This is a genomic window from Angustibacter luteus (assembly GCF_039541115.1).
GTDB lineage: Bacteria > Actinomycetota > Actinomycetes > Actinomycetales > Angustibacteraceae > Angustibacter > Angustibacter luteus.
This window is the reverse complement of sequence record NZ_BAABFP010000004.1, coordinates 80,957-105,693: the sequence shown is the minus strand read 5'-3', so window position 1 is coordinate 105,693 and position 24,737 is coordinate 80,957. Positions and strand designations below refer to the sequence as shown.

General features: G+C 72.3%; 30 protein-coding genes, 2 tRNA genes and 1 other RNA gene. 17 read left to right on the top strand and 16 right to left on the bottom strand.

The features are described 5' to 3' along the window. Window positions 1-15: 15 nt before the first annotated feature. Window positions 16-774 carry a lysophospholipid acyltransferase family protein gene (locus tag ABEB17_RS06880; protein ID WP_345715936.1) on the top strand — a complete coding sequence of 253 codons (759 nt, stop codon included), beginning with the start codon at window positions 16-18 and terminating at the stop codon, window positions 772-774. Between the two features lie 109 nt (window positions 775-883). Here the strand turns inward: ABEB17_RS06880 and ABEB17_RS06875 are convergent, their stop codons facing one another. The 3 genes from ABEB17_RS06875 to upp form a co-directional block, all read right to left on the bottom strand. Beyond that, entirely contained in the window at window positions 884-1,474 is a 591-nt protein-coding gene (locus ABEB17_RS06875) for a PH domain-containing protein (RefSeq protein WP_345715935.1), read from the bottom strand. Window positions 1,475-1,483: 9 nt separating this feature from the next. Further along, window positions 1,484-1,705: a hypothetical protein gene (locus tag ABEB17_RS06870; RefSeq protein WP_345715934.1), complete on the bottom strand. Its 222-nt coding sequence runs from the start codon at window positions 1,703-1,705 to the stop codon at window positions 1,484-1,486. A 75-nt stretch (window positions 1,706-1,780) separates the two neighbouring features. Beyond that, window positions 1,781-2,419, bottom strand: a complete 639-nt coding sequence (gene upp / locus ABEB17_RS06865) for a uracil phosphoribosyltransferase (RefSeq protein ID WP_345715933.1) — start codon at window positions 2,417-2,419, stop codon at window positions 1,781-1,783. A 73-nt stretch (window positions 2,420-2,492) separates the two neighbouring features. Between upp and ABEB17_RS06860 the strand changes: the two genes are divergently transcribed. The 5 genes from ABEB17_RS06860 to ABEB17_RS06840 all read left to right on the top strand — a co-directional run bounded on the left by ABEB17_RS06860 (window position 2,493) and on the right by ABEB17_RS06840 (window position 5,566). Then, a complete protein-coding gene (locus ABEB17_RS06860) occupies window positions 2,493-3,104 on the top strand; it encodes a tRNA adenosine deaminase-associated protein (RefSeq protein WP_345715932.1) in 612 nt (203 codons plus the stop codon). After that, complete coding sequence (gene tadA, locus ABEB17_RS06855) at window positions 3,101-3,574, top strand: tRNA adenosine(34) deaminase TadA (protein ID WP_345715931.1); 474 nt, start codon at window positions 3,101-3,103, stop codon at window positions 3,572-3,574. The genes ABEB17_RS06860 and tadA overlap by 4 nt, the downstream gene beginning before the upstream one ends. A 13-nt stretch (window positions 3,575-3,587) precedes the next feature. Continuing rightward, a tRNA-Ser gene (locus tag ABEB17_RS06850) sits at window positions 3,588-3,677 on the top strand. A 159-nt stretch (window positions 3,678-3,836) separates the two neighbouring features. After that, entirely contained in the window at window positions 3,837-4,202 is a 366-nt protein-coding gene (locus tag ABEB17_RS06845) for a ClpX C4-type zinc finger protein (protein ID WP_345715930.1), read from the top strand. After that, window positions 4,157-5,566: an MFS transporter gene (locus ABEB17_RS06840; protein ID WP_345715929.1), complete on the top strand. Its 1,410-nt coding sequence runs from the start codon at window positions 4,157-4,159 to the stop codon at window positions 5,564-5,566. Before ABEB17_RS06845 ends, ABEB17_RS06840 begins: the two co-directional genes overlap by 46 nt. Window positions 5,567-5,638: 72 nt before the next feature. Here ABEB17_RS06840 and ABEB17_RS06835 read toward each other — a convergent pair whose 3' ends face one another. Then, on the bottom strand, window positions 5,639-6,046 hold the full coding sequence (locus ABEB17_RS06835; protein ID WP_345716373.1) for a PLD nuclease N-terminal domain-containing protein: 408 nt from the start codon (window positions 6,044-6,046) through the stop codon (window positions 5,639-5,641). A gap of 109 nt (window positions 6,047-6,155) precedes the next feature. Between ABEB17_RS06835 and ABEB17_RS06830 the strand changes: the two genes are divergently transcribed. The 9 genes from ABEB17_RS06830 to ABEB17_RS06790 all read left to right on the top strand — a co-directional run bounded on the left by ABEB17_RS06830 (window position 6,156) and on the right by ABEB17_RS06790 (window position 15,399). Beyond that, window positions 6,156-6,986 carry an alpha/beta fold hydrolase gene (locus ABEB17_RS06830; protein WP_345715928.1) on the top strand — a complete coding sequence of 277 codons (831 nt, stop codon included), beginning with the start codon at window positions 6,156-6,158 and terminating at the stop codon, window positions 6,984-6,986. Between the two features lie 110 nt (window positions 6,987-7,096). After that, the gene (locus ABEB17_RS06825) at window positions 7,097-7,909 is read left to right on the top strand and encodes an LLM class flavin-dependent oxidoreductase (RefSeq protein WP_345715927.1); all 813 of its coding nucleotides are present in this window, start codon (window positions 7,097-7,099) and stop codon (window positions 7,907-7,909) included. 279 nt (window positions 7,910-8,188) lie between these two features. Then, complete coding sequence (locus ABEB17_RS06820; RefSeq protein ID WP_345715926.1) at window positions 8,189-8,392, top strand: cold-shock protein; 204 nt, start codon at window positions 8,189-8,191, stop codon at window positions 8,390-8,392. Window positions 8,393-8,478: 86 nt separating this feature from the next. Continuing rightward, window positions 8,479-9,570, top strand: coding sequence for a hypothetical protein (locus tag ABEB17_RS06815; protein WP_345715925.1), 1,092 nt, complete (start codon window positions 8,479-8,481; stop codon window positions 9,568-9,570). 113 nt (window positions 9,571-9,683) lie between these two features. Further along, window positions 9,684-10,184: a hypothetical protein gene (locus ABEB17_RS06810; RefSeq protein WP_345715924.1), complete on the top strand. Its 501-nt coding sequence runs from the start codon at window positions 9,684-9,686 to the stop codon at window positions 10,182-10,184. 90 nt (window positions 10,185-10,274) lie between these two features. Next, the gene (locus tag ABEB17_RS06805; protein WP_345715923.1) at window positions 10,275-11,774 is read left to right on the top strand and encodes a flotillin family protein; all 1,500 of its coding nucleotides are present in this window, start codon (window positions 10,275-10,277) and stop codon (window positions 11,772-11,774) included. A 160-nt stretch (window positions 11,775-11,934) separates the two neighbouring features. Further along, complete coding sequence (locus ABEB17_RS06800) at window positions 11,935-13,608, top strand: acyl-CoA dehydrogenase family protein (RefSeq protein WP_345715922.1); 1,674 nt, start codon at window positions 11,935-11,937, stop codon at window positions 13,606-13,608. A gap of 130 nt (window positions 13,609-13,738) precedes the next feature. Continuing rightward, window positions 13,739-14,149: a YciI family protein gene (locus tag ABEB17_RS06795; protein WP_345715921.1), complete on the top strand. Its 411-nt coding sequence runs from the start codon at window positions 13,739-13,741 to the stop codon at window positions 14,147-14,149. A gap of 5 nt (window positions 14,150-14,154) precedes the next feature. Then, a complete protein-coding gene (locus ABEB17_RS06790; RefSeq protein ID WP_345715920.1) occupies window positions 14,155-15,399 on the top strand; it encodes an RNA polymerase sigma factor in 1,245 nt (414 codons plus the stop codon). Here the strand turns inward: ABEB17_RS06790 and ABEB17_RS06785 are convergent. From ABEB17_RS06785 to ABEB17_RS06745, 9 genes are all read right to left on the bottom strand, one after another. Next, on the bottom strand, window positions 15,348-15,968 hold the full coding sequence (locus ABEB17_RS06785) for an L-threonylcarbamoyladenylate synthase (protein ID WP_345715919.1): 621 nt from the start codon (window positions 15,966-15,968) through the stop codon (window positions 15,348-15,350). The two genes, ABEB17_RS06790 and ABEB17_RS06785, sit on opposite strands and share 52 nt — an antisense overlap. 19 nt (window positions 15,969-15,987) lie before the next feature. After that, window positions 15,988-16,413 (bottom strand): VOC family protein, encoded by a 426-nt coding sequence (locus ABEB17_RS06780; protein ID WP_345715918.1) that lies wholly within the window; start codon window positions 16,411-16,413, stop codon window positions 15,988-15,990. Beyond that, window positions 16,410-16,886, bottom strand: coding sequence for a helix-turn-helix domain-containing protein (locus ABEB17_RS06775; RefSeq protein ID WP_345715917.1), 477 nt, complete (start codon window positions 16,884-16,886; stop codon window positions 16,410-16,412). Before ABEB17_RS06775 ends, ABEB17_RS06780 begins: the two co-directional genes overlap by 4 nt. After that, a complete protein-coding gene (locus ABEB17_RS06770) occupies window positions 16,883-17,494 on the bottom strand; it encodes a class I SAM-dependent methyltransferase (RefSeq protein ID WP_345715916.1) in 612 nt (203 codons plus the stop codon). The genes ABEB17_RS06775 and ABEB17_RS06770 overlap by 4 nt, the downstream gene beginning before the upstream one ends. Window positions 17,495-17,529: 35 nt before the next feature. After that, the gene (locus ABEB17_RS06765) at window positions 17,530-18,144 is read right to left on the bottom strand and encodes a LytR C-terminal domain-containing protein (RefSeq protein ID WP_345715915.1); all 615 of its coding nucleotides are present in this window, start codon (window positions 18,142-18,144) and stop codon (window positions 17,530-17,532) included. Between the two features lie 5 nt (window positions 18,145-18,149). Next, a complete protein-coding gene (locus ABEB17_RS06760) occupies window positions 18,150-18,449 on the bottom strand; it encodes a type II toxin-antitoxin system VapB family antitoxin (protein WP_345715914.1) in 300 nt (99 codons plus the stop codon). Between the two features lie 25 nt (window positions 18,450-18,474). Next, window positions 18,475-18,831: a hypothetical protein gene (locus tag ABEB17_RS06755; RefSeq protein ID WP_345715913.1), complete on the bottom strand. Its 357-nt coding sequence runs from the start codon at window positions 18,829-18,831 to the stop codon at window positions 18,475-18,477. A 3-nt stretch (window positions 18,832-18,834) separates the two neighbouring features. Then, on the bottom strand, window positions 18,835-19,275 hold the full coding sequence (locus tag ABEB17_RS06750) for a phage tail protein (RefSeq protein ID WP_345715912.1): 441 nt from the start codon (window positions 19,273-19,275) through the stop codon (window positions 18,835-18,837). A 129-nt stretch (window positions 19,276-19,404) separates the two neighbouring features. Beyond that, window positions 19,405-19,493: transfer RNA gene (locus ABEB17_RS06745), tRNA-Ser, on the bottom strand. Between the two features lie 64 nt (window positions 19,494-19,557). Here ABEB17_RS06745 and ffs point away from each other — a divergent pair. Further along, window positions 19,558-19,654: signal recognition particle sRNA small type (gene ffs, locus ABEB17_RS06740), an RNA gene on the top strand. A gap of 12 nt (window positions 19,655-19,666) precedes the next feature. Here the strand turns inward: ffs and ABEB17_RS06735 are convergent. The 3 genes from ABEB17_RS06735 to ABEB17_RS06725 are packed head-to-tail and all read right to left on the bottom strand — an operon-like array spanning window position 19,667 to window position 22,475. Then, window positions 19,667-20,443, bottom strand: coding sequence for a glucose 1-dehydrogenase (locus ABEB17_RS06735; protein ID WP_345715911.1), 777 nt, complete (start codon window positions 20,441-20,443; stop codon window positions 19,667-19,669). Between the two features lie 2 nt (window positions 20,444-20,445). Next, window positions 20,446-21,951: a GntP family permease gene (locus ABEB17_RS06730; protein ID WP_345715910.1), complete on the bottom strand. Its 1,506-nt coding sequence runs from the start codon at window positions 21,949-21,951 to the stop codon at window positions 20,446-20,448. After that, complete coding sequence (locus tag ABEB17_RS06725; RefSeq protein WP_345715909.1) at window positions 21,948-22,475, bottom strand: gluconokinase; 528 nt, start codon at window positions 22,473-22,475, stop codon at window positions 21,948-21,950. The genes ABEB17_RS06730 and ABEB17_RS06725 overlap by 4 nt, the downstream gene beginning before the upstream one ends. A gap of 143 nt (window positions 22,476-22,618) precedes the next feature. Here ABEB17_RS06725 and ABEB17_RS06720 point away from each other — a divergent pair, with 143 nt between their 5' ends. Next, on the top strand, window positions 22,619-24,715 hold the full coding sequence (locus ABEB17_RS06720; protein WP_345715908.1) for a DNA polymerase III subunit gamma and tau: 2,097 nt from the start codon (window positions 22,619-22,621) through the stop codon (window positions 24,713-24,715). Window positions 24,716-24,737 lie beyond the last annotated feature (22 nt).

Genomic DNA, 24,737 nt, shown 5'->3' with positions numbered 1-24,737 from the left:
CAGTAGGGTCGGCGGATGGCCGACCTCGTGTACCCACCGGTGATCGGCCTGTGCCGCACCGCGTTCTTCGCCCTCGGCATGAAGGTGAGCGTCACCGGCACCGAACACGTCCCACGTCAGGGCGGCGCGGTGCTCGCCAGCAACCACGTCAGCTACCTCGACTTCATCTTCGCCGGGCTCGCCCCCCGCAAGTCCCGCCGGCTCACCCGGTTCATGGCCAAGGACGGCGTGTTCAAGGACAGGATCGGTGGCCCGCTCATGCGCGGCATGCACCACATCCCGGTCGACCGGGACGCCGGTTCCGCCTCGTTCCGGGCCGCGATGACGGCATTGAAGGACGGCGAGGTCGTCGGCATCTTCCCCGAGGCCACGATCAGCCGGTCCTTCACGGTGAAGGAGTGCAAGTCCGGTGCGGTGCGCTTGGCCCAGGCCACCCGGACGCCGCTGCTGCCCGTCGCGCTCTGGGGCGGACAGCGGATGTTCACGAAGGGTCACCCGAAGGACCTCACGTCGCGGGGCCGGCACATCCTGATCGCGGTGGCCGAGCCGATCCCGACGCCCAAGGGTGCGGACGGCGACGAGCTGACCGCGACGCTGCGCACCCGGCTGCAGGAGCTGCTCGACGACCTGCAGCGCCGCACCCCGGAGCAGCCGAAGCCCGGCGAGGACGCCTGGTGGCACCCGGCGCACCTGGGCGGCACGGCTCCGACGCCGGAGGAGGCCGCGGCGCTCGACGCCGCTGACCGCGAGGCCCGCACCCCGCCGTCCGCCTAACCCCCGTCCGCTGCCCATCCACCCGAATGTCCCGCTATTCGGTCTCATTCGAGCGCCAGGACGCCGGAAAGCGGGATATCTGCGGGATGGCGGGGCTGGCCGGGTGGGGTCACTCGTCGTACGTCGCCCGGCGGCGGGTGCGCGCCACGATGCCCTGCTCGCCGAACAGCTCCTCGGATAGCACCGCGAACAGCACGTCCGACCGGCCGAGATAGGTCACCTTGTGCAGGGCCTGCTCTTGGCCGGCGGACTCGAACACGAACTCGCCGTAGCCGAACACCCGCCCCAGCATCGACACGTTGTACGACATGTCGGTGACCTTGGTCAGCGGCATCACGGCGACCCTGCGGGTGAGCAGGCCCTGGGTGAGCAGCAGCCGCGAGTCCGTGACGACGAACCAGTCCCACCAGTACTCGACGACCCGCCACAGGGCGCGCAGCACCAGGGCGATCGCGGCCAGCGCGATCACGTTCACCAGGAACGGCGCGGCGTCCCCGATCTTGCCCACGGCGATGCCGCTCACGATGATCCCGAGGAGCGCCTCGGCGACCGGGACGGCCACCACGGCCCAGTGCCGCCGGGTCACGATGACCGCGCGCTCGCTCGGCAGCAGGTACCGCTGGACCCGACGCAGGCCGATCGGGTTGAGCGCCGGCTGCGGTGCTCGCGAGCGGGGCCCCACCGGCTGGATGATGCCCATGTCAGACGGTCAGGACGACGACAGCAGGGCGTCGAAGAAGTGGCCGATGGCCTGGAGGCCGTCGAGCAGGCCGTTCCAGGCGGAGTGCACGATGTCGGCCGCCTGGTCGGGGGACTTGACGATCGCGTAGGCGAAGAAGGCGACGACGAGCCAGATGAGGGGCTTCTTCAGCTTGCCGATGCCGATCACTTCCTCGTTCGTGGGCGCGCCAGCAGGGTCGGACGGCGCCATCCAGCGGCCATCCTGTCCGATCGGATCGTCCGAACGGGTGAGGCGCGCCGAGACCTCAGCCCGAATCGCCCGATCTCAGACGACGCCGTACAGGCGGTCGCCGGCGTCGCCGAGCCCGGGGACGATGTAGCCGTGCTCGTTGAGCCGCTCATCCATGGCGGCGGTCACCACGGACACCGGCACGTCGAGCCCGGCGAGCTCGGACTCCAGCCGGGCGACGCCCTCGGGAGCGCTGAGCAGGGTGATCGCGGTGATGTCGTCCGCACCGAGGTCCACCAGGAAGTGGATCGCGGCGGCCAGCGTGCCGCCCGTGGCGAGCATCGGGTCGAGCAGGTAGCACTGGCGGCCGGAGAGATCGTCCGGGAGCCGGTTCGCGTAGGTGGTGGCCTTCAACGTCGACTCGTCGCGCACCATGCCGAGGAACCCGACCTCGGCCGTCGGCAGCAGCCGGACCATGCCGTCGAGCATGCCCAGCCCCGCCCGCAGGATCGGCACGACCAGCGGCTTGGGCTGGCTCAGCCGGACGCCGGTCGCCGGGCCCACCGGGGTCCGGACCTCGACCGGCTGCACGCGGACGTCGCGGGTCGCCTCGTAGGCGAGCAGCGTGACGAGCTCGTCCGCGAGCCGGCGGAAGGTCGGCGAGTCGGTGGTCTCGTCACGCAGGGCGGTGAGCTTGTGGGCGATGAGCGGATGGTCCGCGACGTGGACGCGCATACCCGAGAACGTACCGGCTGGACGTCGCTTTGGGACCCTGCACCCGGCGCTCAGGTCGTGCCACGATGGATGGGTGTCGTACTTCTGCGCAGTGATCGGCCGCACGGGGTCGCGATGGCGCGCGCTGGACGTCGATGTGGACGACGTGGAGTCGCTCGACGAGCTGGCGGAGCACCTGCGCTCCACGGGACACGCCGGTCCGGTGCTGGCCGTGGTGGAGCACGAGGAGCTGTGGTTCGCGCTGATCCGGGTCGACGGGGACGACGACCCGCGGGCGTTCGTCAGTGACTTCGAGGCCAGCCAGACCGGGCACTACGCGACGCTGCTCGCCCCCGTCGGCGAGGTGGAGCTCGAGGAGTACCTCGACCTGCGAAACCCTTCTGCCGCAACGACGGCGCAGTCGGACCTGGGCGACGACGAGGACGACGACGACGCGGACCAGGACGGCCACGAGCTGGACGAGGACCCGCTGATGGCCGAGGCGGAGGCCGACCTCGCGGCTGCCGCGATCGAGGTCGAGCCGCCGCCGCCGTGGGTCGGTGATCCCGGTGTGCTGGAGGACTTCGGGGTGGACCCAGCCGACCTCGTCGACCTGGTGCTGGAGTCGCCGAACGACCCCGGCTCGGTCGTCGCGGACCTCGGCGAGCGCTGCGGCTTCGACGAGCTGCTCGAAGCGCTGCGGTGAGCGGCTGGTCGGTCGACCCTTCCGACGAGGCGTGGATGGGTCTGGCCCTGGAGCAGGCTGCGGCGGCGGCGTCGTCCGGTGATGTGCCGGTGGGTGCGGTCGTCGTGGACGCCGGGGGTCGGGTGATCGGCACCGGGGTCAACCGACGTGAGGCGGACGGCGACCCCACGGCGCACGCCGAGGTCCTGGCGTTGCGCTCGGCCGCCGCTGCCCAGGGCGAGTGGCGGCTCACCGGGTGCACGCTCGTGGTGACCCTGGAGCCCTGCGCGATGTGCGCGGGGGCGCTGGTGCTGGCCCGGGTGTCGCGTCTGGTCCTCGGTGCGTGGGACGCGAAGGCCGGGGCGGCCGGCTCGGTCTGGGACCTGGTCCGCGACCGGCGGGTGAATCACCGCGTGGAGGTGGTCGGCGGCGTCCGGGCTGACGAGTGCTCACGGCTGCTGCTCGATTTCTTCGCCGAGCACCGGCTCTAGTACCCTTCTCGGCGGTGGCGTGTCCGAGCGGCCTAAGGAGCACGCCTCGAAAGCGTGTGAGGGGGTAACTCCTCCGTGGGTTCAAATCCCACCGCCACCGCCACGCGGTCCTTGCGAGTTGAGGGCCTGAAACCCCGCCTGGACCCCGGTCCCGGCGGGGTTTCGTCGTTCAGGGTTTCGGCGCCTGGACGAGCAGCGTCAGGTGTAGCCTGACAAACCGCGTCAGGGAATGCCTGACGGCGGGCGAGAGGGTGGGTCTGCCATGGTCGAAGCGTTCGTACCGAGGTGCTCGTTCTGCGGCAAGGGTCAGGGCGAGACGGCCCACCTCGTGAAAGGCCCGGGCGTGTACATCTGCGACGAGTGCGTCGCCCTGTGCCAGCTGATCTTCGACGGCCGGGCGACTCCGCACTTCCCGTCGCTGGACGACCGCACCGACGAGGATCTGCTGGTCGACATCGCCCGGGTGTCCGCCACCCACGAAGCGGTCGAGGACGCGGTCGCGGACCGGGTGGTCCGGTTGCGCGCCCGCCAGGTCACCTGGGCAAGGATCGGGCAGGCGCTGGGCATGTCCAAGCAGTCGGCGTGGGAGCGCTTCGCCCACCGCGGTCCCACGACCTCGACGCTGTGAACGGCGGCGGCGACACCGAGGTGGACGGGACGCCGCCTGCGACGGCTGTCGCCGACCCTCACCCTGCGGAACGCTCGCTGTGGCGGCACCCGGACTGCATGCGCCTGTGGACCGCGCAGGCGGTCTCGTCGCTGGGGTCGGCGATGAGCTTCCTCGTCTTCCCGCTGGTCGGGCTGGCACTGACCGGCTCGGTGCTCCAAGCCGGGCTGGTCGGGTCCGCGTTCGCTGCGGCCAGCACGCTCGGCCGACTGCCGGGCGGCGTCCTTGCCGACCAGTGGGATCGCAAACGGGTGATGACGTCCGCGCAGGTCGTCTGCGCGGCGCTGTACGCGAGCGCGGCGACGGCGCAGTGGGCCGGGGTGCTGACCCTGCCGCACCTGCTGGCGGTGGCGATAGCGACCGGACTGGCCAAGGCTCTCTTCGACCCGGCAGAGACGGCCGCCGTGCGATCGCTGGTGCCGTCGGCGCAACTGCCGGAGGCGTACAGCCAGACCCAGGTCCGCCAGCAGGCCGCGCAGCTCGCCGGCCCGCCGTTGGGTGGTGCGCTGTACGCGGTGCAGCCCTGGCTCCCGTTCCTGGTCGACGCCGCGAGCTACGCGTTCTCCTGCCTGGTGCTGAACCGCATCGTGACGCCTCTGCCTGCGCCGGTCCGCCGGTCCGGTACATCGCTGCGGCGGGACCTGGTCGAGGGGCTTCGGTTCCTGTGGGCCCGGCCGTTCTTCCGGGCGTACCTCGCGTACGCGGCCCTGACCAACTTCGCGCTGCTCGCGCTGTTCCTCGTCATCGTGCTGAAGCTCTCTGCCGCCGGCGCCGCGCCCGCGCAGATCGGGGCCGTCGAGACAGCGGCGGCGCTGGGTGGCCTGGTCGGGGCGGTGGCTGCGCCCGCGCTGATCCGCCGGGTGCCCTCCGGCCTCCTCGCCATCGCCACTGCGGTGGTGCTCGGTGTCGTCGTCCTGCCGATGGCCCTCACCGACGACCCGTGGCTCGTCGGCGGGTTGTTCGCCATCGCGATGCTGGTGCACCCGGCCGGCGTCGCGGCGATCTCGGCGTATGTCAGCGCGATCACCCCGGACGGGCTGCAGGGGCGCGTCGGGGCCGGGCTCACCTTCGGCGCCACAGTCATCCAGCCGCTCGGTCCGCTGACGGGCGGAGCGCTCCTGCACGGTCTGGGCGCCTCGGGGGCGACCCTCGCGGCAGCGGCCCTCGCCGCGGCGGCGTCCCTGCCCCTGCTCCTGTCGCGCGAGGTCCGGAGTCTGCCCACACCCGACGGCTGGGACGAGGACGTCTGCCGGTCTGCTGTTGATGCCACTGACCTGATCACCAGCATGCGCAGCAACCGGATGACTGGCTGCCGAGCACGCTGACGGCGCGGGCGCGTGCTGTTCTGACTGCCACTGGTCAGCGAGATCGTGTGTGCGAGCTCGTCATGTGCTGGGTCAGGCCGGCGCTGCGCCGTCCGGCTCCTCCATGTCCTTGGGGCGCATCTTGTCCTCGCGCTGACGCAGGTCTTCCTCCCAGCGACGCAGGGCATCCCGGTGCTCGTCGTCGACCTTGCGCAGCTGGGCGAGGAAGGCGGGGTCGTCGTCCGGGGCGTATCCGCGGGGTGCGTGCGGGCGTTCGTACTCGGGAAAGCCGCGGCCGGCCGCCCAGGCGCTCTGCCGGCGGGTCGTCGGCTTGCCTGCGACCAGCCAGGCGATGCTGCCGATGAACGGCACGAGGATGATCAGGATGACCCAGGTCACCTTCGGCAGGTTGCGCATCTCGTCACTGGGCGTCTGGATCGCATCGATCAGGCAGTAGACGAACAGGCAGATCTCGATCAGGACCGGCAGCCCACGAAACATCAGGAACACGTCTTCCCCTTCCAGGTCGCCCCGGATGGTGGCAGATGTCGGCCGCCCGGGCGGACTCGTTTCCGCCGCTCTGGTCCGAACGGGTGCCTAGGCTGCCGCCATGGTGGCGAACCGGACAGCGTGGCTGCAGGGTCGGCTGATCGTTGGCGGACGCCCGCTCTTCTACCGGCGCAGCGTCGGCGGCGACCCGGACGGCGTGCCGATCGTGCACGTCCACGGCTTCGCCATCTCCGGCGCCTACCTGATGCCGACCGCTCGGCTGCTGGCGCGCCACGGGCCCAACGTCGTCCCGGACCTGCCGGGCTACGGACGCAGCCCGCGCCCCGACGTCACCATGGGCATCCCCGCGCTGGCTCGCACCGTGCTCGAGGTCGTGGACCGGCTGGGGTTCGAGAAGGTCGTGCTGGTCGGCAACTCCATGGGCTGCCCCATCAGCCTCGAGGTCGCCCACGAGGCGCCGCACCGGGTGGCGGGGGTCGTGCTCGTCTCGCCGGCCGGTGGTTACCAGAACCGACCGCTGCGTCGCGCGCTCGGACAGCTCGCGATGGACGGCATCCGCGAGACGCCACGGATGATGCCGGTCGCCGTCCCGGACTACGTGCGGTTCGGCCCGGTCAACGCGTTGCGGTTGTTCAGCCAGCTCACCCGGTACCCGTCGCAGGAGCGCCTCCTGGCGCTGCCCGTGCCGGCGCTGGCGGTGCTCGGCGCCCGGGACCCGTTGATGCCACCGGAGCCACGGGTCCGTGAGATCGGCCGCCGGGCGCCGGGCCACGTGACGGTCGTGCAGATCGAGGGTGCCGCGCACGCGATCAACTTCAGTCACCCCGGCGAGCTCGCCAACGTCATCTCCTGCTGGCTCGACGGCCGCGAGATCCTCGACGACCCGGATCAACCCGGCCACGCTCGGGTCCTGCAGGTCCCGCGCACCTGACCTACCTCCGCGGGCGTATCTCAGGTGTCACCGCCAGGGGGACGACGTGGCTGAGGCGCCGGGGTGAAGGTAGGACCGTCGGTCTGGACGACGAGCGACCTGGAGGAGCCATGACCGCACCGTTCCGCTTCGGCCTCGTGGCCACCGTCCGAGACCGCGCCGACTGGTTGGCCCTGGCCCGCCGTGCCGAGGACCTCGGCTTCGACTCGTTGCTGGTGCCGGACAACCTCGACGGCGTCGCACCGATGCTGGCGTGCGCGGCGTCGGCGTCGGTGACGACGTCACTGACGGTCGGCCCGTACGTGCTGGCGGCCCCGTTGCGGACGCCGGGCCTGGTGGCCGCCGAGGCCGCCGCGCTGCACCTGCTGGCGGACGGTCGCGTCGAGATCGGCCTGGGTGCCGGTCGCCCGGACTCCGAGGCGGAGGCCGGCCGGCTGGGGGTGCCCTTCGGCAGCCCGAGCGAGCGGGTCGGCGTCCTCGAGACCACGATCGCCGCCGTCCGCGAGCGCGTCCCTGCCGCGCGCGTGACCGTCGCCGCGTCCGGACCGCGGATGCTCGCGCTCGCCGGACGCAGGGCGGACGTCGTCGCACTGGGCGCCCCGCCGCTCGCCGACGAGGCGACGCTCGCGAGGATGGCGGGCGTCGTCCGCGAGGCAGCGGGTGAGCGCGCTGACGAGGTCGTCCTCAACATGAACCTGACGGCGGTGGGGGACGACCTCCCGCCCTGGCTGACCCAGCGCCTCGGGCTCACGGTTGAGAGCCTGCGCGCCGCCGACGCCGCCGGGCTGCTGAGTGGCTCACCCGCGGAGATGGCGGCCACGCTGCAGCGACGTCGGGACGCGACCGGGATCACCTACGTCTGCGCCGGCGTCGACCAGGCCGAGAAGCTCGCCCCCGTCGTCGACCTCCTGCGTGGCCTGTAGGCGTTGAGACCAGAGAAGTGGGGCACCAGAGCCGTCCTCCGTGCCCCGTTTCTCTGATTTGGGTGGGGTCCGTTTCCCATTCGGCCCTTCGGCATGGGAGGCTAATGGGGCTGCAGTTTCGATCTCTTTCGTTGATCGATGGTGTGGGTGGCGTATCTGCTCCCACCACCGATGTTCACAGGCACCCCCATGTAGCGGGTCTGCCTCCAACGTCTGGATGCATGACCAGCACCAGGTCGGCACAGTGCCGATCGCATTACGTCCCCTGAAGGAGACGACATGGCACAGGGTTCCGTGAAGTGGTTCAACGCTGAGAAGGGCTTCGGCTTCATTGCTCAGGACGGCGGCGGCGCCGACGTCTTCGTGCACTACTCGGCGATTCAGAGCGACGGCTACCGTTCGCTCGACGAGAACCAGCGCGTGGAGTTCGACATCACGCAGGGCCCCAAGGGCCCGCAGGCGGAGAACGTCACCGTCGCCTGACCTGACCTCACGCGAGAAGGCCCCCACCTCGGTGGGGGCCTTCTTCGTCTGCTGCCACCGCGCGCGTGATCGGCGATACTCCGAGCATGGGGTACGAGGTGCTCGACGACCGGACGCCTGCCCGCCGCGGTGACGCGGCCGAGGCACCGCTGCCCGGTGCCGTCGAGGTCACCGACCTCACTGACCTGTCCGGCCCGACGTCCCAGCCCCGCCTCAGGCGCGGTCCGGGGCGGCGCGGCGCCAGGACGGCCGTCGTCGCCGTCGTCGCTCTTGTCGCCGGGCTCGCGGCCGGAGCCTGGGCCGACGGGGCCCAGCGGGACCGTGCGCCGAGCGCGGCCGAGACCGCTCGCCTGGCGGTTCTGGCCACCACCGACGGCAGCACGACCCTCGAGGCGGACCCGGCCACCGGCGTGGCCACGGCGCGGCTGCAGGTCCGGGTGCTCAACCTCGGCGTCGGGACGATCTCGGTCGTCGCGACCCCTGCCTCGGGCAGCGGGCCGAAGCCCGGTGAGACGGTCACGATGCTGCCGGCCGACGTGGCGATCCACCCGGGGCAGCTGCACCAGGTGCCCGTCGTCGTCGCGGTCGACTGCCGGGCCGGCACGACGATGGTGCCCAAGGTGCCCGTGAGGTCGGACGACGGGGTGCTGCACGCCATCCCCGTCAAGGACGCCCAGCTCGAGGAGTACCGGATGGCCGCCCAGGAGGGCTGCGCGCCGTTGTCCGACGCTCGTCACCGCTTCCTGGCGTCCCTGACCGGGCCCGTGACCGCCCCGACGCTCGTGCTCACCAACAACAGCGACCAGTCGATCGCGGTGTCCGTCTCCACCGAGTCCACGATCCGTCCCCGGCCCGGTGAGCTCATCGCCAACTCGAGCAACGGGGGACTGGAGCCGGTGCCGGCCGACACGTCGGGGCTCGGCCTCACGTTCGTGACCACGCCGGACCTGCCCGTCCGGCTTCCCGCCGGCGCGACCCAGCGGGTGTCGGTCCGGCTGTCGGTGGCGCACTGCCTGGCGCCGGCGAAGCTGGGCGACGCTGGTGAGCTCGCGCTGGCCGGTCTGCCCATCGGTGACGACTCCCCGATCGGCTGGTCGACCAGCTACGTCGACCTCGGCCCGGCCCTGCGCCTCGTGGCCGCGCAGGTCTGCCAGCAGGACGGCGGCACCGCCCGCTGACGCGCCCGCTGCGCCGTTCGGGTGTCGCTGGAACCAGCGGCCACCGGGCGGCGTCCCAGCACCGTCACCGTTGAGGAGTGCGACCCGCACTCCCCCTCCTGGAAGGCACTACCGTGCTGGTTTTCCTGATCGTCGGCGCCGCGGGCCTGGTCCTGCTGCTGGGTTCGTTGCTGCTGGACGGCGTGCTCGACTCGGTCTTGCCGTCGTTCGACCTGCCCGGTGGTGACGTCATCTCAGGCCCGGCCCTGGGCGCGTTCGTGACGGCCTTCGGGGCGATGGGCGCCATCGTGTCCAGCGCGGGTGCCGGCACCGGCGTCGCCTGCCTGGCCGGCCTGGGTGCGGGTCTGCTGCTCGGTGCCCTCGTTGCCGTGGTCACCCGGAGCATGGTCCGGACGGCGACCGATGCGACCCCGCGCTCGCTCGACCTGGTCGGGCTCACCGGCACGGTCGTGACGGCCATCCCGGCCGACGGCCTGGGTGAGATCTCGGTGCGCCTCGCCGGCGCGCCGCACAAGCTCAACGCCCGGTCGGCGGCCGCGGTGCTGGCCGGCACGACGGTCGAGGTGACCGAGGTGCTGTCGAGCACCTCCGTGCGGGTCACCGCCCGCGCCTGACCCGGCCGCTCGCCGTCCCACGTCTTCGTTCCACCTGACCTCGCCGACGCCACCCGCGTCCGCGACCCACCCGAAAGTGAGTCACCCCTCATGAGTGTCTTCAGCTCCCCGACGGTTCTGTCGGTCCTGATGCTGGTCGTCGTCGCCGTCATCGCGATCGGCATCGTGGTCAAGCGCTACCGCATCGCCGGGCCGAACGAGGCGATCATCGTCACCGGGTCGAAGGGCAAGGAGCGCCGTGACCCGAGCACCGGCGACGTGATCCGCGACCTGACCGGTCAGAAGGTCGTGATGGGTGCCGGCGTCTTCGTCGTCCCGTTCGTGAAGAAGGCCTTCAGCGTCGACCTGTCCGCCCGCCGCATCCCGCTGCAGATCCGCGGCGCCGTCTCCGCCCAGGGCATCCAGCTCAACCTGGAGGGCGTGGCGATCGTCAAGGTCGGCGGCACCGAGGACGCGATCCGCGCTGCGGCACAACGGTTCCTGGGCCAGCAGTCGAACATCGACACCTTCACCCAGGAGACCCTGTCAGGCGCCCTGCGCTCCATCGTCGGCGGCCTGACCGTCGAGCAGATCATCCGGGACCGGGCGGCCTTCGCCACCAAGGTCGCCGAGGAGTCCGAGTCCTCGCTGACCGGTCAGGGTCTGGTGCTGGACACCTTCCAGATCCAGGACATCACGGACGACGGCACCTACCTGCGCGACCTCGGTCGCCCCGAGCAGGCGCTGGTCAGCCAGCGCGCGTCCATCGCCGAGGCGGAGGCCTACCGCGCGTCCGAGGCGGCGCGCCTCAGCACCGAGCAGCAGATCGCGGATTCCCAGCGCGAGCTGACCCTGCGCAAGGCCGTCATCAAGGCCGAGACCGACGCGGCGCAGGCCCAGGCGGACGCCGCCGGCCCGCTGGCGGCGGCCGACCGTCAGCAGGCGGTGCTGACCGAGCAGGAGAAGGTGGCCGAGCGGCAGGCGGCACTGACCGAGCGCCAGCTCGACACCGAGGTCCGCAAGCCCGCCGACGCCGCCCGGTACAAGGTCGAGCAGGAGGCCCAGGCGTCCCGGTCCCGGGCCATCGCCGAGGCCGAGGCCGCCGCCGAGCAGGCCCGGTTGTCCGGTCAGGCCGAGCTGGACCGGCGTACCGCGCTCGCCCAGGCCGACGCGATCGAGGGCGCCAAGCGCGGTGAGGCCGAGAAGGCCCGTCGGGTCGCCACCGCGGACGCCGTCCGAGCCGAGGGTGAGGCGCAGGCCGCGGCGATCGCTGCGACCGGGTCGGCGGAGGCCGAGGCCATGCAGAAGAAGGCCGACGCCTACGCGAGCTACAACCAGGCCGCGACCCTGCAGATGCTGGTGGAGGTGCTGCCGAAGGTCGCGCACGAGCTCGCCGCCCCGATGGGCGCCATCGACAAGCTCACGGTGATCTCGCAGGAGGGCGCCGGTGCGCTGCCGAAGGCGGTGTCCAACAACCTGATGCAGACGTTGCAGCTGGTCCAGGACACCACCGGCTTCGACCTCGGCGCAGCGCTTGGTGGCGTGCTCGGCCAGCAGGACGACGCGGCACCGTCCGGCGGGTCCACGAACGGCACGGTCGCCAAGCCCTGACCCAAGCTCCCGCTCCCGCACCATTCGCGCTACGCGTGGCTATGGGCCCCTCATGGCCACGTCAAGCGCGAATGGTGCGAGGTGGGGTGGCGGTTGGAGGGGCTGGTGCGCGGAGGCGTCGGCTAACCTGGCCGCCGTTCGACGACACCAGGAGCGACGTGTGAGCAGCCGGCCGACCCCGCACCTCACCCACGAGGTCGCGAACCAGCCACCGCCGCGGACGGACGTCGACGAGTACGCGACGAACCTCGTCCTGGCCGAGGCGGTCGAGCGGCACGACGCGGCCTGGGCCGCCGAGGAGCTGAGCGTCGTCGGCCACCTCGTTGGCAGCGCGTCGTTCCAGCACGACGCGGACCTGGCGAACACGAACGTCCCGACGCTGCACCCCTTCGACCGGTGGGGGAACCGGGTCGACCACGTCGAGTACCACCCGGCGTACCACCGGATCATCGCGGACGCCGTCGCGCACGGCGCGCACACCAGTGCCTGGGCCCAGCCACGGCCGGGCGCGAACGTCGCTCGCGCGGCCACGTTCATGCTGTTCAGCCAGGTCGAGCCCGGGCACGCCTGCCCGGTGTCCATGACCCACGCCGCGGTGCCCTCACTCGCCGTGCAGCCCGAGGTCGCCGCGCAGTGGCTACCGCGGGTGCTCGCCCGCAGCTACGACCCGGCGCTCGCGACCGCGGGCAAGCCGTCCGCACTGTTCGGCATGGCGATGACGGAGAAGCAGGGCGGGTCCGACGTCCGGGCGAACACCACCGTCGCGATCCCGGCCGGCCAGGGCGGACCGGGCGCGGAGTACCGGCTGACCGGCCACAAGTGGTTCTGCTCGGCCCCGATGTCGGACGCGTTCCTGGTGCTCGCCCAGGCGAAAGGCGCTGCTGGAGAAGGGCTTTCGTGCTTCCTGCTGCCCCGCATGCTCCCCGACGGCACCCGCAACGTGTTCCGCATCCAGCGGCTCAAGGACAAGCTGGGCAACAAGTCGAACGCGTCGTCCGAGATCGAGCTGGACGGCACGGTCGGGGTGCTCATCGGCGAGCCCGGCCGCGGCGTCCGGACGATCATCGAGATGGTCGCGCGCACCCGGCTGGACTGCGTGCTGGGCTCGACGGCCGGGATGCGCCAGGGCGTCGCCGAGGCGATCTGGCACGCCCGGCACCGGACGACCTTCGGCCGGGTCCTGGCCGAGCAGCCGGCGATGACCGCGGTGCTGGCCGACCTCGCGCTGGAGTCAGAGGCTGCGACCCTGACTGCGCTGCGGCTGGCCCGGGCGCACGACGAGGACGCGGACGACGCCGAGCAGGCCTTCCGGCGGCTGGCCACCGCCGTCGCGAAGTACTGGATCTGCAAGCGCGGGCCGCACCACGCCTACGAGGCCATGGAGTGCCTGGGCGGCAACGGGTACACCGAGGACTTCCCGCTGGCGCGGCGCTACCGCGAGCAGCCCGTGATGGCGATCTGGGAGGGCTCCGGCAACGTCATCGCGCTGGACGTCCTGCGAGCCCTCGCTCGCGAACCGGCGAGCGCCGAGGCCTTCGCCGCCGAGCTCGAGCTGGCGCGCGGGGGCCACCCGGTCCTCGACGCGCACCTCGACCTGACCGGACGGCGGGTGCGCGAGCTCGCAGTCGACCCGGCGAGCGCTGCGGCTCAGCGGGGCGCGCGGGGCCTGGTCGAGGCGATGGCCCTGGGCCTGCAGGCGAGCCTGCTCACCCGCTTCGCACCGTCCGCCACGAGCTCGGCCTTCGTCGAGGCGCGGCTCGGCCCGGACCGCAACCACGAGTACGGCGCGCTGCCGGTGGGCGCGGACCTCGAGTCCATCCTGTCCCGGCACTGACTCGCCCGAGGGTGCTCGGGCGGCGGGCCCACTGGTTCTATGTCGAGATCGCATGTCGAGAACCGCGGACCGGCTCCGCTCACCAGGTGAAGGGCCACGACAGGCGCGGCCCCGGACGAGGAGACACACGATGCCGAAGTACCTGCTTCTCAAGCACTACCGCGGCGGCCCGGCGCCGTACCAGCCGATCCCGCCGATGGACGAGTGGGCACCCGAGGACGTCGAGGCGCACATGACCTTCCAGCGCCACGTCAACGACGTGCTGAAGGAGAACGGTGAGTGGGTCGACGCGCAGGCGCTGACCCCGGCCCGCACCTGGGTGCGCTACGGCGGTCCGGGCGCCGCGCCGGTCACCACCGACGGGCTGCTGCCCGAGACCAGCGACCTCGCGGCGGGCTGGTTCATGATCGACGTCGAGTCGCACGAGCGGGCGATCGAGCTCGCGGCGTACGTCTCGTCCGAGCCCGGCCCGGGCGGGACGCCGCTCTACGAGTGGATCGACGTCCGAGAGGTCATGTCGGACCTGCCGGCGAGCGACTGACCGGCGTGCCTGACGAGCCCATCGCACCGCTGGACGAGGGCGCCCTGCGCGCCCTCGCCCCGCGGGTGCTCGCGGGACTGGTCCGGCGGGGCGAGGACTTCGACGCCGCCGAGGACGCGCTGCAGGAGGCCCTGCTGGAGGCACTACGGGTGTGGTCGGAGCGGCCGCCCCGAGACCCGCGCGCCTGGCTGACGACGGTTGCGACCCGACGCCTGGTCGACGCCCGGCGCAGCGAGGTCGCCCGACGGCGTCGCGAGGTGCTGACGGAGGCGGAGCCGCGGCCCGACGCGACCGAGGACGGTGACGACACCCTCTTCCTGCTCTTCTGCTGCTGCCACCCCGACCTCCCGCCCGCCTCCCAGGTGGCGCTGAGCCTGCGCGCCGTCGGTGGGCTCACCACGCGCGAGATCGCCGACGCCTTCTACGTGCCCGAGGCGACGATGGCGCAGCGGATCAGCCGGGCCAAGCGGGCGCTGCGGGGACGCCGGTTGGACCAGCCGGGCGACCTCGCGGTCGTGCTGCGCGTGCTCTACCTCGTCTACACCGCCGGCCACGGCGGACGGCTGGACCTGGCCGGCGAGGCGATCCGGCTCGGTCGCCAGCTCACGCTCGCCACCGCGGAGCCGGAGGCGCGCGGGTTGCTCGCACTCATGCTCCTCAACCACGCCCGCCGCGCGGCGCGGCTCGACCCGCAGGGGCGCATCGTCACGCTGGATCGGCAGGACCGCAGCCGGTGGGACGCCGGTGAGATCGCCGAGGGCGTGCGCGTCCTGCAGTCGGCGCTGGCCGCCCGGCGTCCCGGCCGCTACCAGATCGAGGCCGCGATCGCTGCCCTGCACGACGACGCGGTGAGCGCCGAGGAGACCGACTGGCCGCAGATCCTCGCCTGGTACGACGACCTCGTGGGGCTCAGCGATGACCCGGTGCACCAGGACCCCGCCGCGGTGCTGGGGCGTGCGGTCGCGGTCGGCCACGTGCTCGACCCCGTGACCGGGCTGCGCGAGACCGAGCGGTTGCGCGAGGTGCTCGGCGATCGGCACCGCTGGCACGCCGTCCGAGGACATCTGCACGAGCTGGCCGGCGATCTGCCGGCCGCGGCGGCCGCGTACGCGGATGCCGCGCGTCTGGCCACGGCCGTCGCCGAGCGCGATCACCTGGTCCGGCAGGCGGCGCGTGCGCGCGGCGCCGACGCGCGGGCTCACTCGAAGCGCGAGGGGTCTCCCGCGCCGACTCGCACGACCTCGGGGTAGCCCGCGGACCAGTCGACGACGGTGGTGGGCTCGAGCCCGCAGTCCCCGGCGTCCAGGACGGCGTCGACGACGTGGTCCAGCGCCTCCTTGATCTGCCAGCCGTCGGTCATCGGCTCCTCGTCGTCCGGCATCAGCAGGGTGCTGGACAGCAACGGCTCGCCCAGCTCGGCGAGCAGCGCGCGCACGACGTTGTTGTCCGGGATCCGGGCGCCCACCGTCTTCTTCTTCGGGTGCGCGAGCCGGCGCGGCACCTCGCTGGTCGCGGGCAGGATGAACGTGTACGGCCCGGGAGTCGCCGCCTTGATCGCCCGGAACGCCGAGTTGCTCAGCTGCACCAGGTGGCCGAACTGCGAGAAGTCCGCGCACACCAGCGTGAAGTGGTGCTTGTCGTCGAGGTTCCGGATGCGCCGGATCCGCTCGATGCCGTCCGGGGAGTCGATCCGGCAGCCCAGCGCGTACGACGAGTCCGTCGGGTAGGCGATGAGCGCGTCCTGCCGCAACAGCTCGGTCACCTGGGCGATGGCCCGCGGTTGCGGGTTCTGCGGGTGGACGTCGAAGTACCTGGCCATCCCCTGAGCCTACGACCGGTCAGTCGAAGTCCTCCGGGGTGAACTCGCGCGGTTCGACGAGCACCAGCCAGTTCCCGGACACGTCGCGCATGACGGCCTCGACGCCGTACGGGCGCTCGGCCGGCTCCTGCATGAAGGTCACGCCCTTGGCGCTCAGCTCCTCGAAGGTCCGCTGGCAGTCGTCGACGCGCAGGCCGACACCGCCCTGGGAACCCTTCTCGAGCTGGCTCCGCACGAACGCCGCGGCGTCGTCGTCCAGCGGGGGACCCGGCGTCATCAGGGTCAGCTCGAGCTCGGGCTGGTTGGGGTGGCTGATGGTCACCCAGCGGTACCCACCCAGGCTGACGTCGACGCGGGGCTCGAACCCGAGCACGTCGACGTAGAAGTCGCGGGCGGCATCCTGGTCGAGGCAGTACACGGTGGTGAGCGAGACGTTGGTGATCATGGCTCGACGGTACGGGCCGCGTGGTCGCTGGCGCTTCTCCGAGGTTGCGCGGTTCCGGGCAGGTCGACGACGCCGCGCATGAACAGGTAGCAGCCGGGCACGTGCGGGCCGCCGCGGGCGGCCCAGTGGTCCCGGTAGGCGGTCGGGGACTGCCCGACGAGCTCGCTGAACCGGGAGGAGAACGAGCCGAGGCTGGCGAAGCCGACTGCCGTGCACACCTCGGTGACGGTGAGGTTCGCGACCCGGAGCAGGTCCTGCGCGCGCTCGATCCGCCGCCGGGTGAGGTAGCGGATGGGCGTCTCGCCGAAGGCCTCGCCGAACCGCCGGACGAAGTGGGACGGCGAGAGGCCGGCGACCGCCGCCAGCGCGTCGACGTCGAGCGGTTCCGCGAAGTGCCGGTCGATGTGGTCGCGGGCCCGACGCAGGTGCGGCAGCAGGGTGGACGGCGTCCGAGCAGGTGCGCGACCGCTCACTCGCGGTCCGCCGCGACGACGAACCGCTCGTCGCTGATCTCCTTGCCCCACAACGCGCGGTCCGGCAGCAGCTCGCTCCGGCGCAGGACCAGTCGCGGGTCGAGCAAGTCGACCGTCTGGTCCTGGTGCAGCCCCGCGCCGGTGAACCAGAAGCCCTCGACGAGGACCAGCCGCCCGCCCGGCGCCAGCAGGTCCGTCCAGCGGCTGACCACCGCGCGCGCATCAGGCAGGGCCCACAGGACGTGCCGGCACAGCACGACGTCGAACGCGCCGGCCGGCAGGTCCGGGAACGCCGCGTCACCAACGGCGAACGTCGCGCCCTCGGCACTCAGGCCAGCGTCCTGGGCCTTGGCGCGAGCCTGCTCGACCATCACCGGCGACACGTCGAGCCCGTGCACGTGGTGCCCGCGCGCCGCCATCAGGACCGCCAGAGAGCCGGTGCCGCACCCGAGGTCAGCCACGCGGAGCGGGTGAGGGATGGCCGGTAGCAGCTCGGCGAGCAGCTGCTCCCAGGCCGCCCGCGTCTCGGGGTCGCGCAGGCCGTGGTCAGGCTCGTCGTCGAACGAGGTGGCTTCGGCGTCCCAGATCTCGCGTGCTTCGGTGCTCATCCGGACCATCCTGCCGCCTCCCGGCATCGGCTGCGCTACTTGGCAGTCGTGGCCTTGGCGGTCACCTTGGCCGTGGCCGTCGGGGACGTCGTCACGCTGGGCGTCGGGGTGACGACCCGACACGTGGGTGTGCTGGTCGGCGTCGCGGTCACCTGGGCGAGCGGCTTCAGGCTCTTGTACTTCGCCCCCAGCACGAGATCGACCCCGGCGCCCTTGCGCTTGTCGTTGACCAGCTTCGCGCCGGCCACGTGCTTGGCCAGCACCGTCGCGGCCGCCGAGCCCTTCGGGCCGTAGCGGATGATCGCGATGCCGGCGACCCGCTCGTTCTTCGGGTCGTTGGCGTAGGTCCCGATGGCGAAGGAGCGCAGCGCGAGCGCGTTGGCGGTCTTGGCGGCGAGACCGTCGCGCCGGGTCGCGTTGTAGACGTTGACGTGCACGCTCTCGGGCGTCAGGACCTTCGCGGCCGGCGGGCAGGGCGGCAGCTTGGCCACGTCGACCTGTGCCGGGCCACCGATGGCCCCCGAGTACACGGCGTACCCGACCGCCCCGGTCGCCAGCAGCAGCAACAGGACCAGCCCCAGCGTGATCTGCTGCCGGTGCCGCTTGCGAAGCCGCCAGGTGGGGGGCTCGTCGATGTACCCCGTCGACATGGCTGCTAGCCGTCGATCACCAGGACGCGCGCGTGCAGGACGGGCCGCTGCTGCAGGGCAGCTCGCAGGGCCCGGTGCAGCCCGTCCTCGAGGTAGAGCACCCCGCCGAACTCCACGACGTGCGCGAACAGGTCACCGTAGAACGTGGAGTCCTCGGACAGCAGGGCGTCCAGGTCGAGGGTGCGCTTCGTCGTGACCAGCTCGTCGAGCCGCACCTGCCGCGGCGGGACGTCCGACCAGTCCTTGGGCGTGGTGAGCCCGTGGTCCGGATACGGTCGGGAGTCGCCGACGGCCTTGAATATCACGCCCTGATCCTAGAGGAAGCGCAGGTCAGAAGGGCTGCGGAAGCTCGTGGTACACGCGCAGGTCGTGGCCGAGCGTCACTGCGTAGCTGCGCCCGTCGACGTCCGCGTAGTCGATCTGCGCGGTGAACCGCTGATCGGTGTCGGCGACGCTGCCCAGCAGCACCTCCACGGCACGGCCCGGGCGAAGGACGGCGAGCGAGGTCCAGATCCGCAGCTTGGACACCGCCAGCTCTCCGCCCAGCCCGACCACCTCAGGGTCGAACCGCACCCGCGGTCGGTACGCGCACGCCGTCCCGGTGTTCTCCAGCACCAGGACGACGGACCCGCCGCGGACCTCGACGTCCAGCACGACCTCGGGACGCCAGCTCGTGGGCTCGGCCATGGCTCAGATGCTCTCGACCTGCAGGCCCTCGTAGCAGAGCTCGAGGGTCTCGATCGCGACGTCGGTCCCCGCGGCGTCCAGCGCCGGGCCCTCCCACTTCGTCGGCCACGCCCGCAGCAACGTGAACGCCATGACCGCGGAACGGGTCTCGTCGAGCAGCACGATCGTCACGGTGCGCCGCTCGGGTGGGTCCTGGTTCGCCCACTGCCACAGCCGGAGGTCACCGATCACCCCGCGAGTGAGCACGGCCCGCGGGTGCCGGCGCAGCCCGGCCAGCAGCCGCGTCGAGGGCGAGCGGTCGTTGCCGTTGCGGTACTCGATGACGTCCAGGGAGGTGCCGATGCCGCTGACCGTGCGGAACCCGCCGGCGACGGTGTCGTCGCTGCCGTCGCCGAGCTGGACCAGGAAGTTGAACTCCCCGTAGGGGTTGTCTCGGATCGCCACGGCGTCCCACCTCTCGGTCGACCTCACGGTCTGCGCTGCGAGCGAGTGTGGCAGCCGGGGCGCTCCGGACGCCAGGGTTCGTTCCCGGACGACGAAGGGGCCCGAGCAGCTGCCCGGACCCCCTCGAGGTGGCGGAGGATAGGGGATTTGAACCCCTGAGGGTGATTAACCCAACACGATTTCCAATCGTGCGCACTAGGCCACTATGCGAATCCTCCGCCGCAGAGAATACCGGAGGTTCAGGGGTGGCTCGGACCACGCCCGGCGCCTTGTAGAGTGGTCGCCGACCCCTCGTGCGGCGTCACCTCGCTCAACTCCCCCAGGGCCGGAAGGCAGCAAGGGCAGGCGGGCTCTGTCGGGTGCGCGAGGGGTCGCTCATGTTTGCTGGGTCTCAGACGACTGCGGTGAGCCCGCCGTCCACGACGAGCACCTGGCCGTTCACGAAGTCGGACGCGCCGCTGCACAGGAACACCGCCGCGCCGACGAGGTCCTGCGGCGCGCCCCAGCGGCCGGCCGGCGTCCGGCCGCGGATCCAGGAGTCGAACTCGGGGTCGGCGACCAGAGGTGCGGTGAGCTCGGTGTCGACGTACCCGGGCGCGAGACCGTTGACCTGGACGCCGGACGACGCCCACTCCGCGCACATGACCTGGGTGAGCATGCCCAGGCCGGCCTTGCTGGCCGCGTACGCCGACAGCCCGGGCCGGGCGAGGTGGGTCTGCACGGAGCAGACGTTGAGCACCTTGCCGCGCCCGGCCCGCAGCATCGCGGGGGCGAGCTCGCGGGCCACCAGGTAGGCGCTGGTCAGGTTCGTGTCGAGCAGCCGGTGCCAGTCCGCGGGCTCCAGCTCGAGGATCGGTTGCCGGTGCTGGACGCCCGCGTTGTTCACCAGGATCGTCGGGTCGCCCGCGAGGTCGCGCACCTGGGCGGCGCCGCGGGCGACGTCGTCCGGCTCGGTGACGTCGAAGGCGACTGTGTGCACCTCGGCGGCGACCTCGTCCCGGAGGTGCTCCGCCTGCCTCTGCAGGGCCGCCTCGTCCCGCGCCGTGATCACGACGGTGGCCCCGGCCGTGGCCAGTCCACGAGCGAGCACCGCCCCGATGCCGCGGCTCGCGCCGGTGACGAGTGCGACCTCGCCGGTCAGGTCGAAGAGGCCGGCCGCCCCGGGCACCGCTACACGACCAGGTTCAACGCCATGACCAGGATGATGCCGGTCACCGAGATGATCGTCTCCATCACCGACCAGCTCTTGATGGTCTGCCCCACGGTGAGCCCGAAGTACTCCTTGACCAGCCAGAACCCGGCGTCGTTGACGTGGCTGAAGAACAGCGAGCCGCTGCCGATGGCCAGCACGAGCAGCGAGGTCTCCCCGTTGGACATGCTGCCCGCCAGCGGGGCCATGATGCCCGCGGCGGTGATGGTGGCCACGGTCGCCGACCCGGTCGCGAGCCGGATCAGCACCGCCACCACCCACGCCAGCAGCAGCGGCGAGATGCTGCTGCCCGCGATCGCGTCGCCGATGGCCCCGCCGATCCCGGTGTCGACCAGGACCTGCTTGAAACCGCCGCCGGCGGCCACGATGAGCAGCGGCCCGGCGATCGGCGGCAGCGAGGTCTCGAACGACTTCGACAGCTCCGTCTTGCTCATGCCCGTGCCCACCCCGAGGGTGAACATGGCCACGAGCACGGCGATCAGCAGTGCCACCAGCGGCGTGCCGATGAAGTCCAGCACCTTGTAGCCCAGGCTGTTCTCGTTGAGCCAGATGTCGGCGACGGCCTTGCCCAGCATCAGTGCGACGGGCAGCAGAACGGTGGCGAGCGTGACCGGGAAGCTCGGCCGGCGGTGGCCCGGCGCACGGTCCAGGCTGGTGTCGCCCTCGCCGGTGTCGACGTCCGTGCCCTCGCCGGTTCCCGTGCTGCTCGTGCGCGCTGCGCTCGTGCCGGCGCCGGTCGACGTCCGCGACGTGTTGCCCGCGCCACCGGCGCCGACGGTCTCCTCCACTGCGGCACCGGGGGCCATCACCGGGGCCCAGCGGGCCGCGAAGGGCGCGAACAGCGGCCCGGCGATGATCACGGTCGGGATGGCGATCAGCAGGCCGAGCGCGAGGGTGATGCCGAGGTCGGCCTTCACGACGCCGATGGCGGCCAGCGGGCCGGGGTGCGGCGGGACGAACCCGTGCAGCACCGAGAGCCCCGCGAGCGTGGGGATCGCGATCTTCATCAGGGGCTGACCCGAGCGCTGAGCCACCAGCAGGATGATCGGCACGAGCAGCACCAGGCCGATCTCGAAGAACATCGGCAGCCCGATCAGGGCCCCGACCAGCGCCATCGCCCACGGCAGGGTGCGCGCGCTGGAGCGGTCGACGATGGTGTCCACGATCTCGGACGCGCCGCCGGAGTCGGCGAGCAGCTTGCCGAACATCGCGCCGAGCGCGATGAGCACGCCCACCGAGGCCACGGTCGCGCCGACGCCGGTCGAGAAGCTCAGCACCGTCTTGGACAGCTCGGCGCCGGCGACTGCGCCGGTGATGATCGAGCCGATGGTCAGGGCGAGGAACGGGTGCACCTTGAGCCAGGTGATCAGCACGACGATGACCGCGATACCGATCAGTGCAGCGGCGATCAGCTGGCCGCCGCTGGCGTCGCTGATCGGCTCAGCGGTGAGGAACGCGGTGATCACGGGGTGCCTCCGGTGGGTGCGAGGGTCGACAGGAAGTGGTCGATGATCTGCTCGACCGGGTCGGACAGGTCGGCGGTGACGCCGGGCTCGTCGTCCTCGAGCGGCTCGAGGGTCTCGAGCTGGGACGCGAGCATCTCGACCTTGAAGAAGTGCTCGGGCCGGGCCCGCATCCGCTCGGCGATGACCTCCGGGTCGCCGGACAGGTGCAGGAAGCGCGCTCGGGGCGCGAGGCTGCGCAGGGTGTCCCGGTAGGTGCGGTGCAGCGCCGAGCAGCTCACCACCCCACCGGTCAGGTCGTGCTCGGCGAGCCAGCCACCGATGGCCGCCAGCCAGGGGGCCCGGTCGTCGTCGTCCAGGGGGTGGCCGGCCGCCATCTTGTCGATGTTGGCCTGCGGGTGGAACACGTCGGCGTCCCGGTAGTCGAGGTGGAGCCGTGCGGCGAGTGCCTCGCCGATGGTCGTCTTCCCCGTTCCGGAGACGCCCATCACGACGACCAGCGGACGTTCGTGCGCAGTGCCGGCCATGACGCTCCTCGGCTAGACGTCCCCTTTGACCGGGTACACCGTCGCGCAGTCCACCGACAGCGGCAACCGCAGACCGTCGGTCGTGGGTGGAACCGGTGGACGACGGACGCCAAGCTGTCGGGACGGCGCGTTAGGGTCGTCCCGTGTCGACCGCCCTGTACCGCCGCTACCGCCCCGAGTCGTTCGCGGACGTCATCGGTCAGGAGCACGTCACCGAGCCGCTCATGCAGGCGCTGCGCACCGGGCGGGTCAACCACGCCTACCTGTTCAGCGGGCCTCGCGGGTGCGGCAAGACCACGTCCGCTCGGATCCTCGCGCGCTGCCTGAACTGCGAGCAGGGGCCGACGGATGTGCCCTGCGGGGTGTGCGACTCGTGCGTGGGCCTGGCCCGTGGTGGGGCGGGCACGGTCGACGTCATCGAGATCGACGCGGCCAGCCACGGTGGTGTGGACGACGCCCGCGAGCTGCGCGAGAAGGCGGCGTTCGGCCCGGCCGCGAGCCGGTACAAGGTCTACATCATCGACGAGGCGCACATGGTGACCTCCGCGGGCTTCAACGCCCTGCTGAAGGTCGTCGAGGAGCCGCCGCCGCACGTGAAGTTCATCTTCGCCACCACCGAGCCCGAGAAGGTCATCGGGACGATCCGCTCGCGGACCCACCACTACCCCTTCCGGCTGGTCCCGCCGCAGCGCCTGCAGGACTACCTGGCTGAGCTGTGCCGGCGCGAGGACGTCGAGGTGTCCAAGGGGGTGCTGCCGCTCGTGGTGCGCGCGGGGGCCGGGTCGGTGCGGGACGCGCTGTCCGTGCTCGACCAGCTCATCGCGGGGTCAGGCGAGGACGGGGTGACGTACGAGCGCGCGGTGTCGCTGCTCGGGTACACCGACGCCACGCTGCTGGATGCGGTGGTCGACGCCTTCGCGGCGGGCGATGCGGCGACCGTCTTCAAGGTGGTGGACCGTGTCGTCGAGTCCGGGCACGAGCCGCGCCGGTTCGTCGAGGACCTGCTCGAGCGGCTGCGGGACCTGCTGGTGATCAGCGCGGTGCCGGAGGGGGCCGGAGCGATCCTGCGCGGAGTGCCGGAGGACCAGCTCGAGCGGCTGCGCGACCAGGCCTCCCGGTTCGGCGCCGCCCAGCTCTCCCGATCGGCGGACGTCGTCAACAACGGTTTGACCGAGCTCACCGGCGCCACCGCACCGCGGCTCCAGCTCGAGCTGCTGTGCGCCCGGGTCCTGCTGCCCGCCGCCGACGGCGAGGCCGGCTACGGCGCCCGGCTGGACCGCATCGAGCGCCGGCTCTCCGTGGCCGTGCCCGCGGCTGGCGCCCCGGTCGCTGCTGTCCCGGCTGCCGTCCAGCCCGCCGTCCAGCCCGCTGCCCCCGCTGCGCCGCCGGCCGATCGAGCCCCGGCAGCCGAGCCCGCACCACGGCCGGAACCGGAGCCCGAGGCGCAGCCGGACGCCGCGCCGACGCCGCTCGCCGAGCCGGTCGCCCAGCCGGTCGCCCAGCCGGTCGCCGAGCCGGCCCCCGAGCCGGTGGCCGAGCCGGCTGCTTCAGTGGCCCCGGCTGCCCCCGGCGCGCTGGACGTCGAGGCGATCCGGCACGCCTGGCCGGACGTCGCGACGCGCCTGTTCAGCATGAAGAAGGTGACGTTCATGCTGGTCCAGCACGCCCAGGTGCTCGCCTTCGACGGCCGCCGGGTCACGCTGGGGATCGCGTCCGAGGGTGCTGCGGCCAACTTCCGCGCCGGTGCGCACGGCGAGTTCGTGCGGCAGGCGCTGATCGAGGTCCTCGCCCTCGATGCCCAGGTCGAGGCCGTCCACGGCGACACCTTGCCCGCCGGGGGCGCCAACCGTGGTGCTGGCTCCGGGGGTCCCGGTCGGCCGCCCGCGTCGGGCCCGCCCGCCTCACCGCCGCCGCGCCAGCCCGCGCAGCAGACGGCCCCGGCGGAGCCCGCCGGGTGGGACAGCCCACCCCACGACGACGTCGAGCCTGCTCCGGAACCGGAGCCTGAACCAGCCGCCGATCCCGCCCCGCCGGCCGAGCCCGAACCGCCCCGGCGCAGCCGCCGTGAGGTGGCCACCGAGCAGGCGGCCAAGTTCCGGCGTCCGGAGGCGTCGGCGGTGGCGCTCGCGGACGACCTGCCGAGCGCGGACGACCCGGACGCAGAGGACAGCGACCTCGTCGGCCGGCCCGTGGTCGAGCGGTTGCTCGGGGGCCGGGTCATCGACGAGACCGACGAGTGACCCAGACGGGCGGCGAGCCGTC

Excerpts from the sequence above, each read along its gene's own strand:
- ABEB17_RS06880 (WP_345715936.1), top strand. The coding sequence starts at position 16 with ATGGCCGACCTCGTGTACCCACCGGTGATCGGCCTGTGCCGCACCGCG.
- ABEB17_RS06875 (WP_345715935.1), bottom strand. The coding sequence starts at position 1,474 with ATGGGCATCATCCAGCCGGTGGGGCCCCGCTCGCGAGCACCGCAGCCG.
- ABEB17_RS06870 (WP_345715934.1), bottom strand. The coding sequence starts at position 1,705 with ATGGCGCCGTCCGACCCTGCTGGCGCGCCCACGAACGAGGAAGTGATC.
- upp (WP_345715933.1), bottom strand. The coding sequence starts at position 2,419 with ATGCGCGTCCACGTCGCGGACCATCCGCTCATCGCCCACAAGCTCACC.
- ABEB17_RS06845 (WP_345715930.1), top strand. The coding sequence starts at position 3,837 with ATGGTCGAAGCGTTCGTACCGAGGTGCTCGTTCTGCGGCAAGGGTCAG.
- ABEB17_RS06835 (WP_345716373.1), bottom strand. The coding sequence starts at position 6,046 with ATGTTTCGTGGGCTGCCGGTCCTGATCGAGATCTGCCTGTTCGTCTAC.
- ABEB17_RS06830 (WP_345715928.1), top strand. The coding sequence starts at position 6,156 with ATGGTGGCGAACCGGACAGCGTGGCTGCAGGGTCGGCTGATCGTTGGC.
- ABEB17_RS06825 (WP_345715927.1), top strand. The coding sequence starts at position 7,097 with ATGACCGCACCGTTCCGCTTCGGCCTCGTGGCCACCGTCCGAGACCGC.
- ABEB17_RS06820 (WP_345715926.1), top strand. The coding sequence starts at position 8,189 with ATGGCACAGGGTTCCGTGAAGTGGTTCAACGCTGAGAAGGGCTTCGGC.
- ABEB17_RS06815 (WP_345715925.1), top strand. The coding sequence starts at position 8,479 with ATGGGGTACGAGGTGCTCGACGACCGGACGCCTGCCCGCCGCGGTGAC.
- ABEB17_RS06805 (WP_345715923.1), top strand. The coding sequence starts at position 10,275 with ATGAGTGTCTTCAGCTCCCCGACGGTTCTGTCGGTCCTGATGCTGGTC.
- ABEB17_RS06795 (WP_345715921.1), top strand. The coding sequence starts at position 13,739 with ATGCCGAAGTACCTGCTTCTCAAGCACTACCGCGGCGGCCCGGCGCCG.
- ABEB17_RS06785 (WP_345715919.1), bottom strand. The coding sequence starts at position 15,968 with ATGGCCAGGTACTTCGACGTCCACCCGCAGAACCCGCAACCGCGGGCC.
- ABEB17_RS06780 (WP_345715918.1), bottom strand. The coding sequence starts at position 16,413 with ATGATCACCAACGTCTCGCTCACCACCGTGTACTGCCTCGACCAGGAT.
- ABEB17_RS06770 (WP_345715916.1), bottom strand. The coding sequence starts at position 17,494 with ATGAGCACCGAAGCACGCGAGATCTGGGACGCCGAAGCCACCTCGTTC.
- ABEB17_RS06765 (WP_345715915.1), bottom strand. The coding sequence starts at position 18,144 with ATGTCGACGGGGTACATCGACGAGCCCCCCACCTGGCGGCTTCGCAAG.
- ABEB17_RS06755 (WP_345715913.1), bottom strand. The coding sequence starts at position 18,831 with ATGGCCGAGCCCACGAGCTGGCGTCCCGAGGTCGTGCTGGACGTCGAG.
- ABEB17_RS06725 (WP_345715909.1), bottom strand. The coding sequence starts at position 22,475 with ATGGCCGGCACTGCGCACGAACGTCCGCTGGTCGTCGTGATGGGCGTC.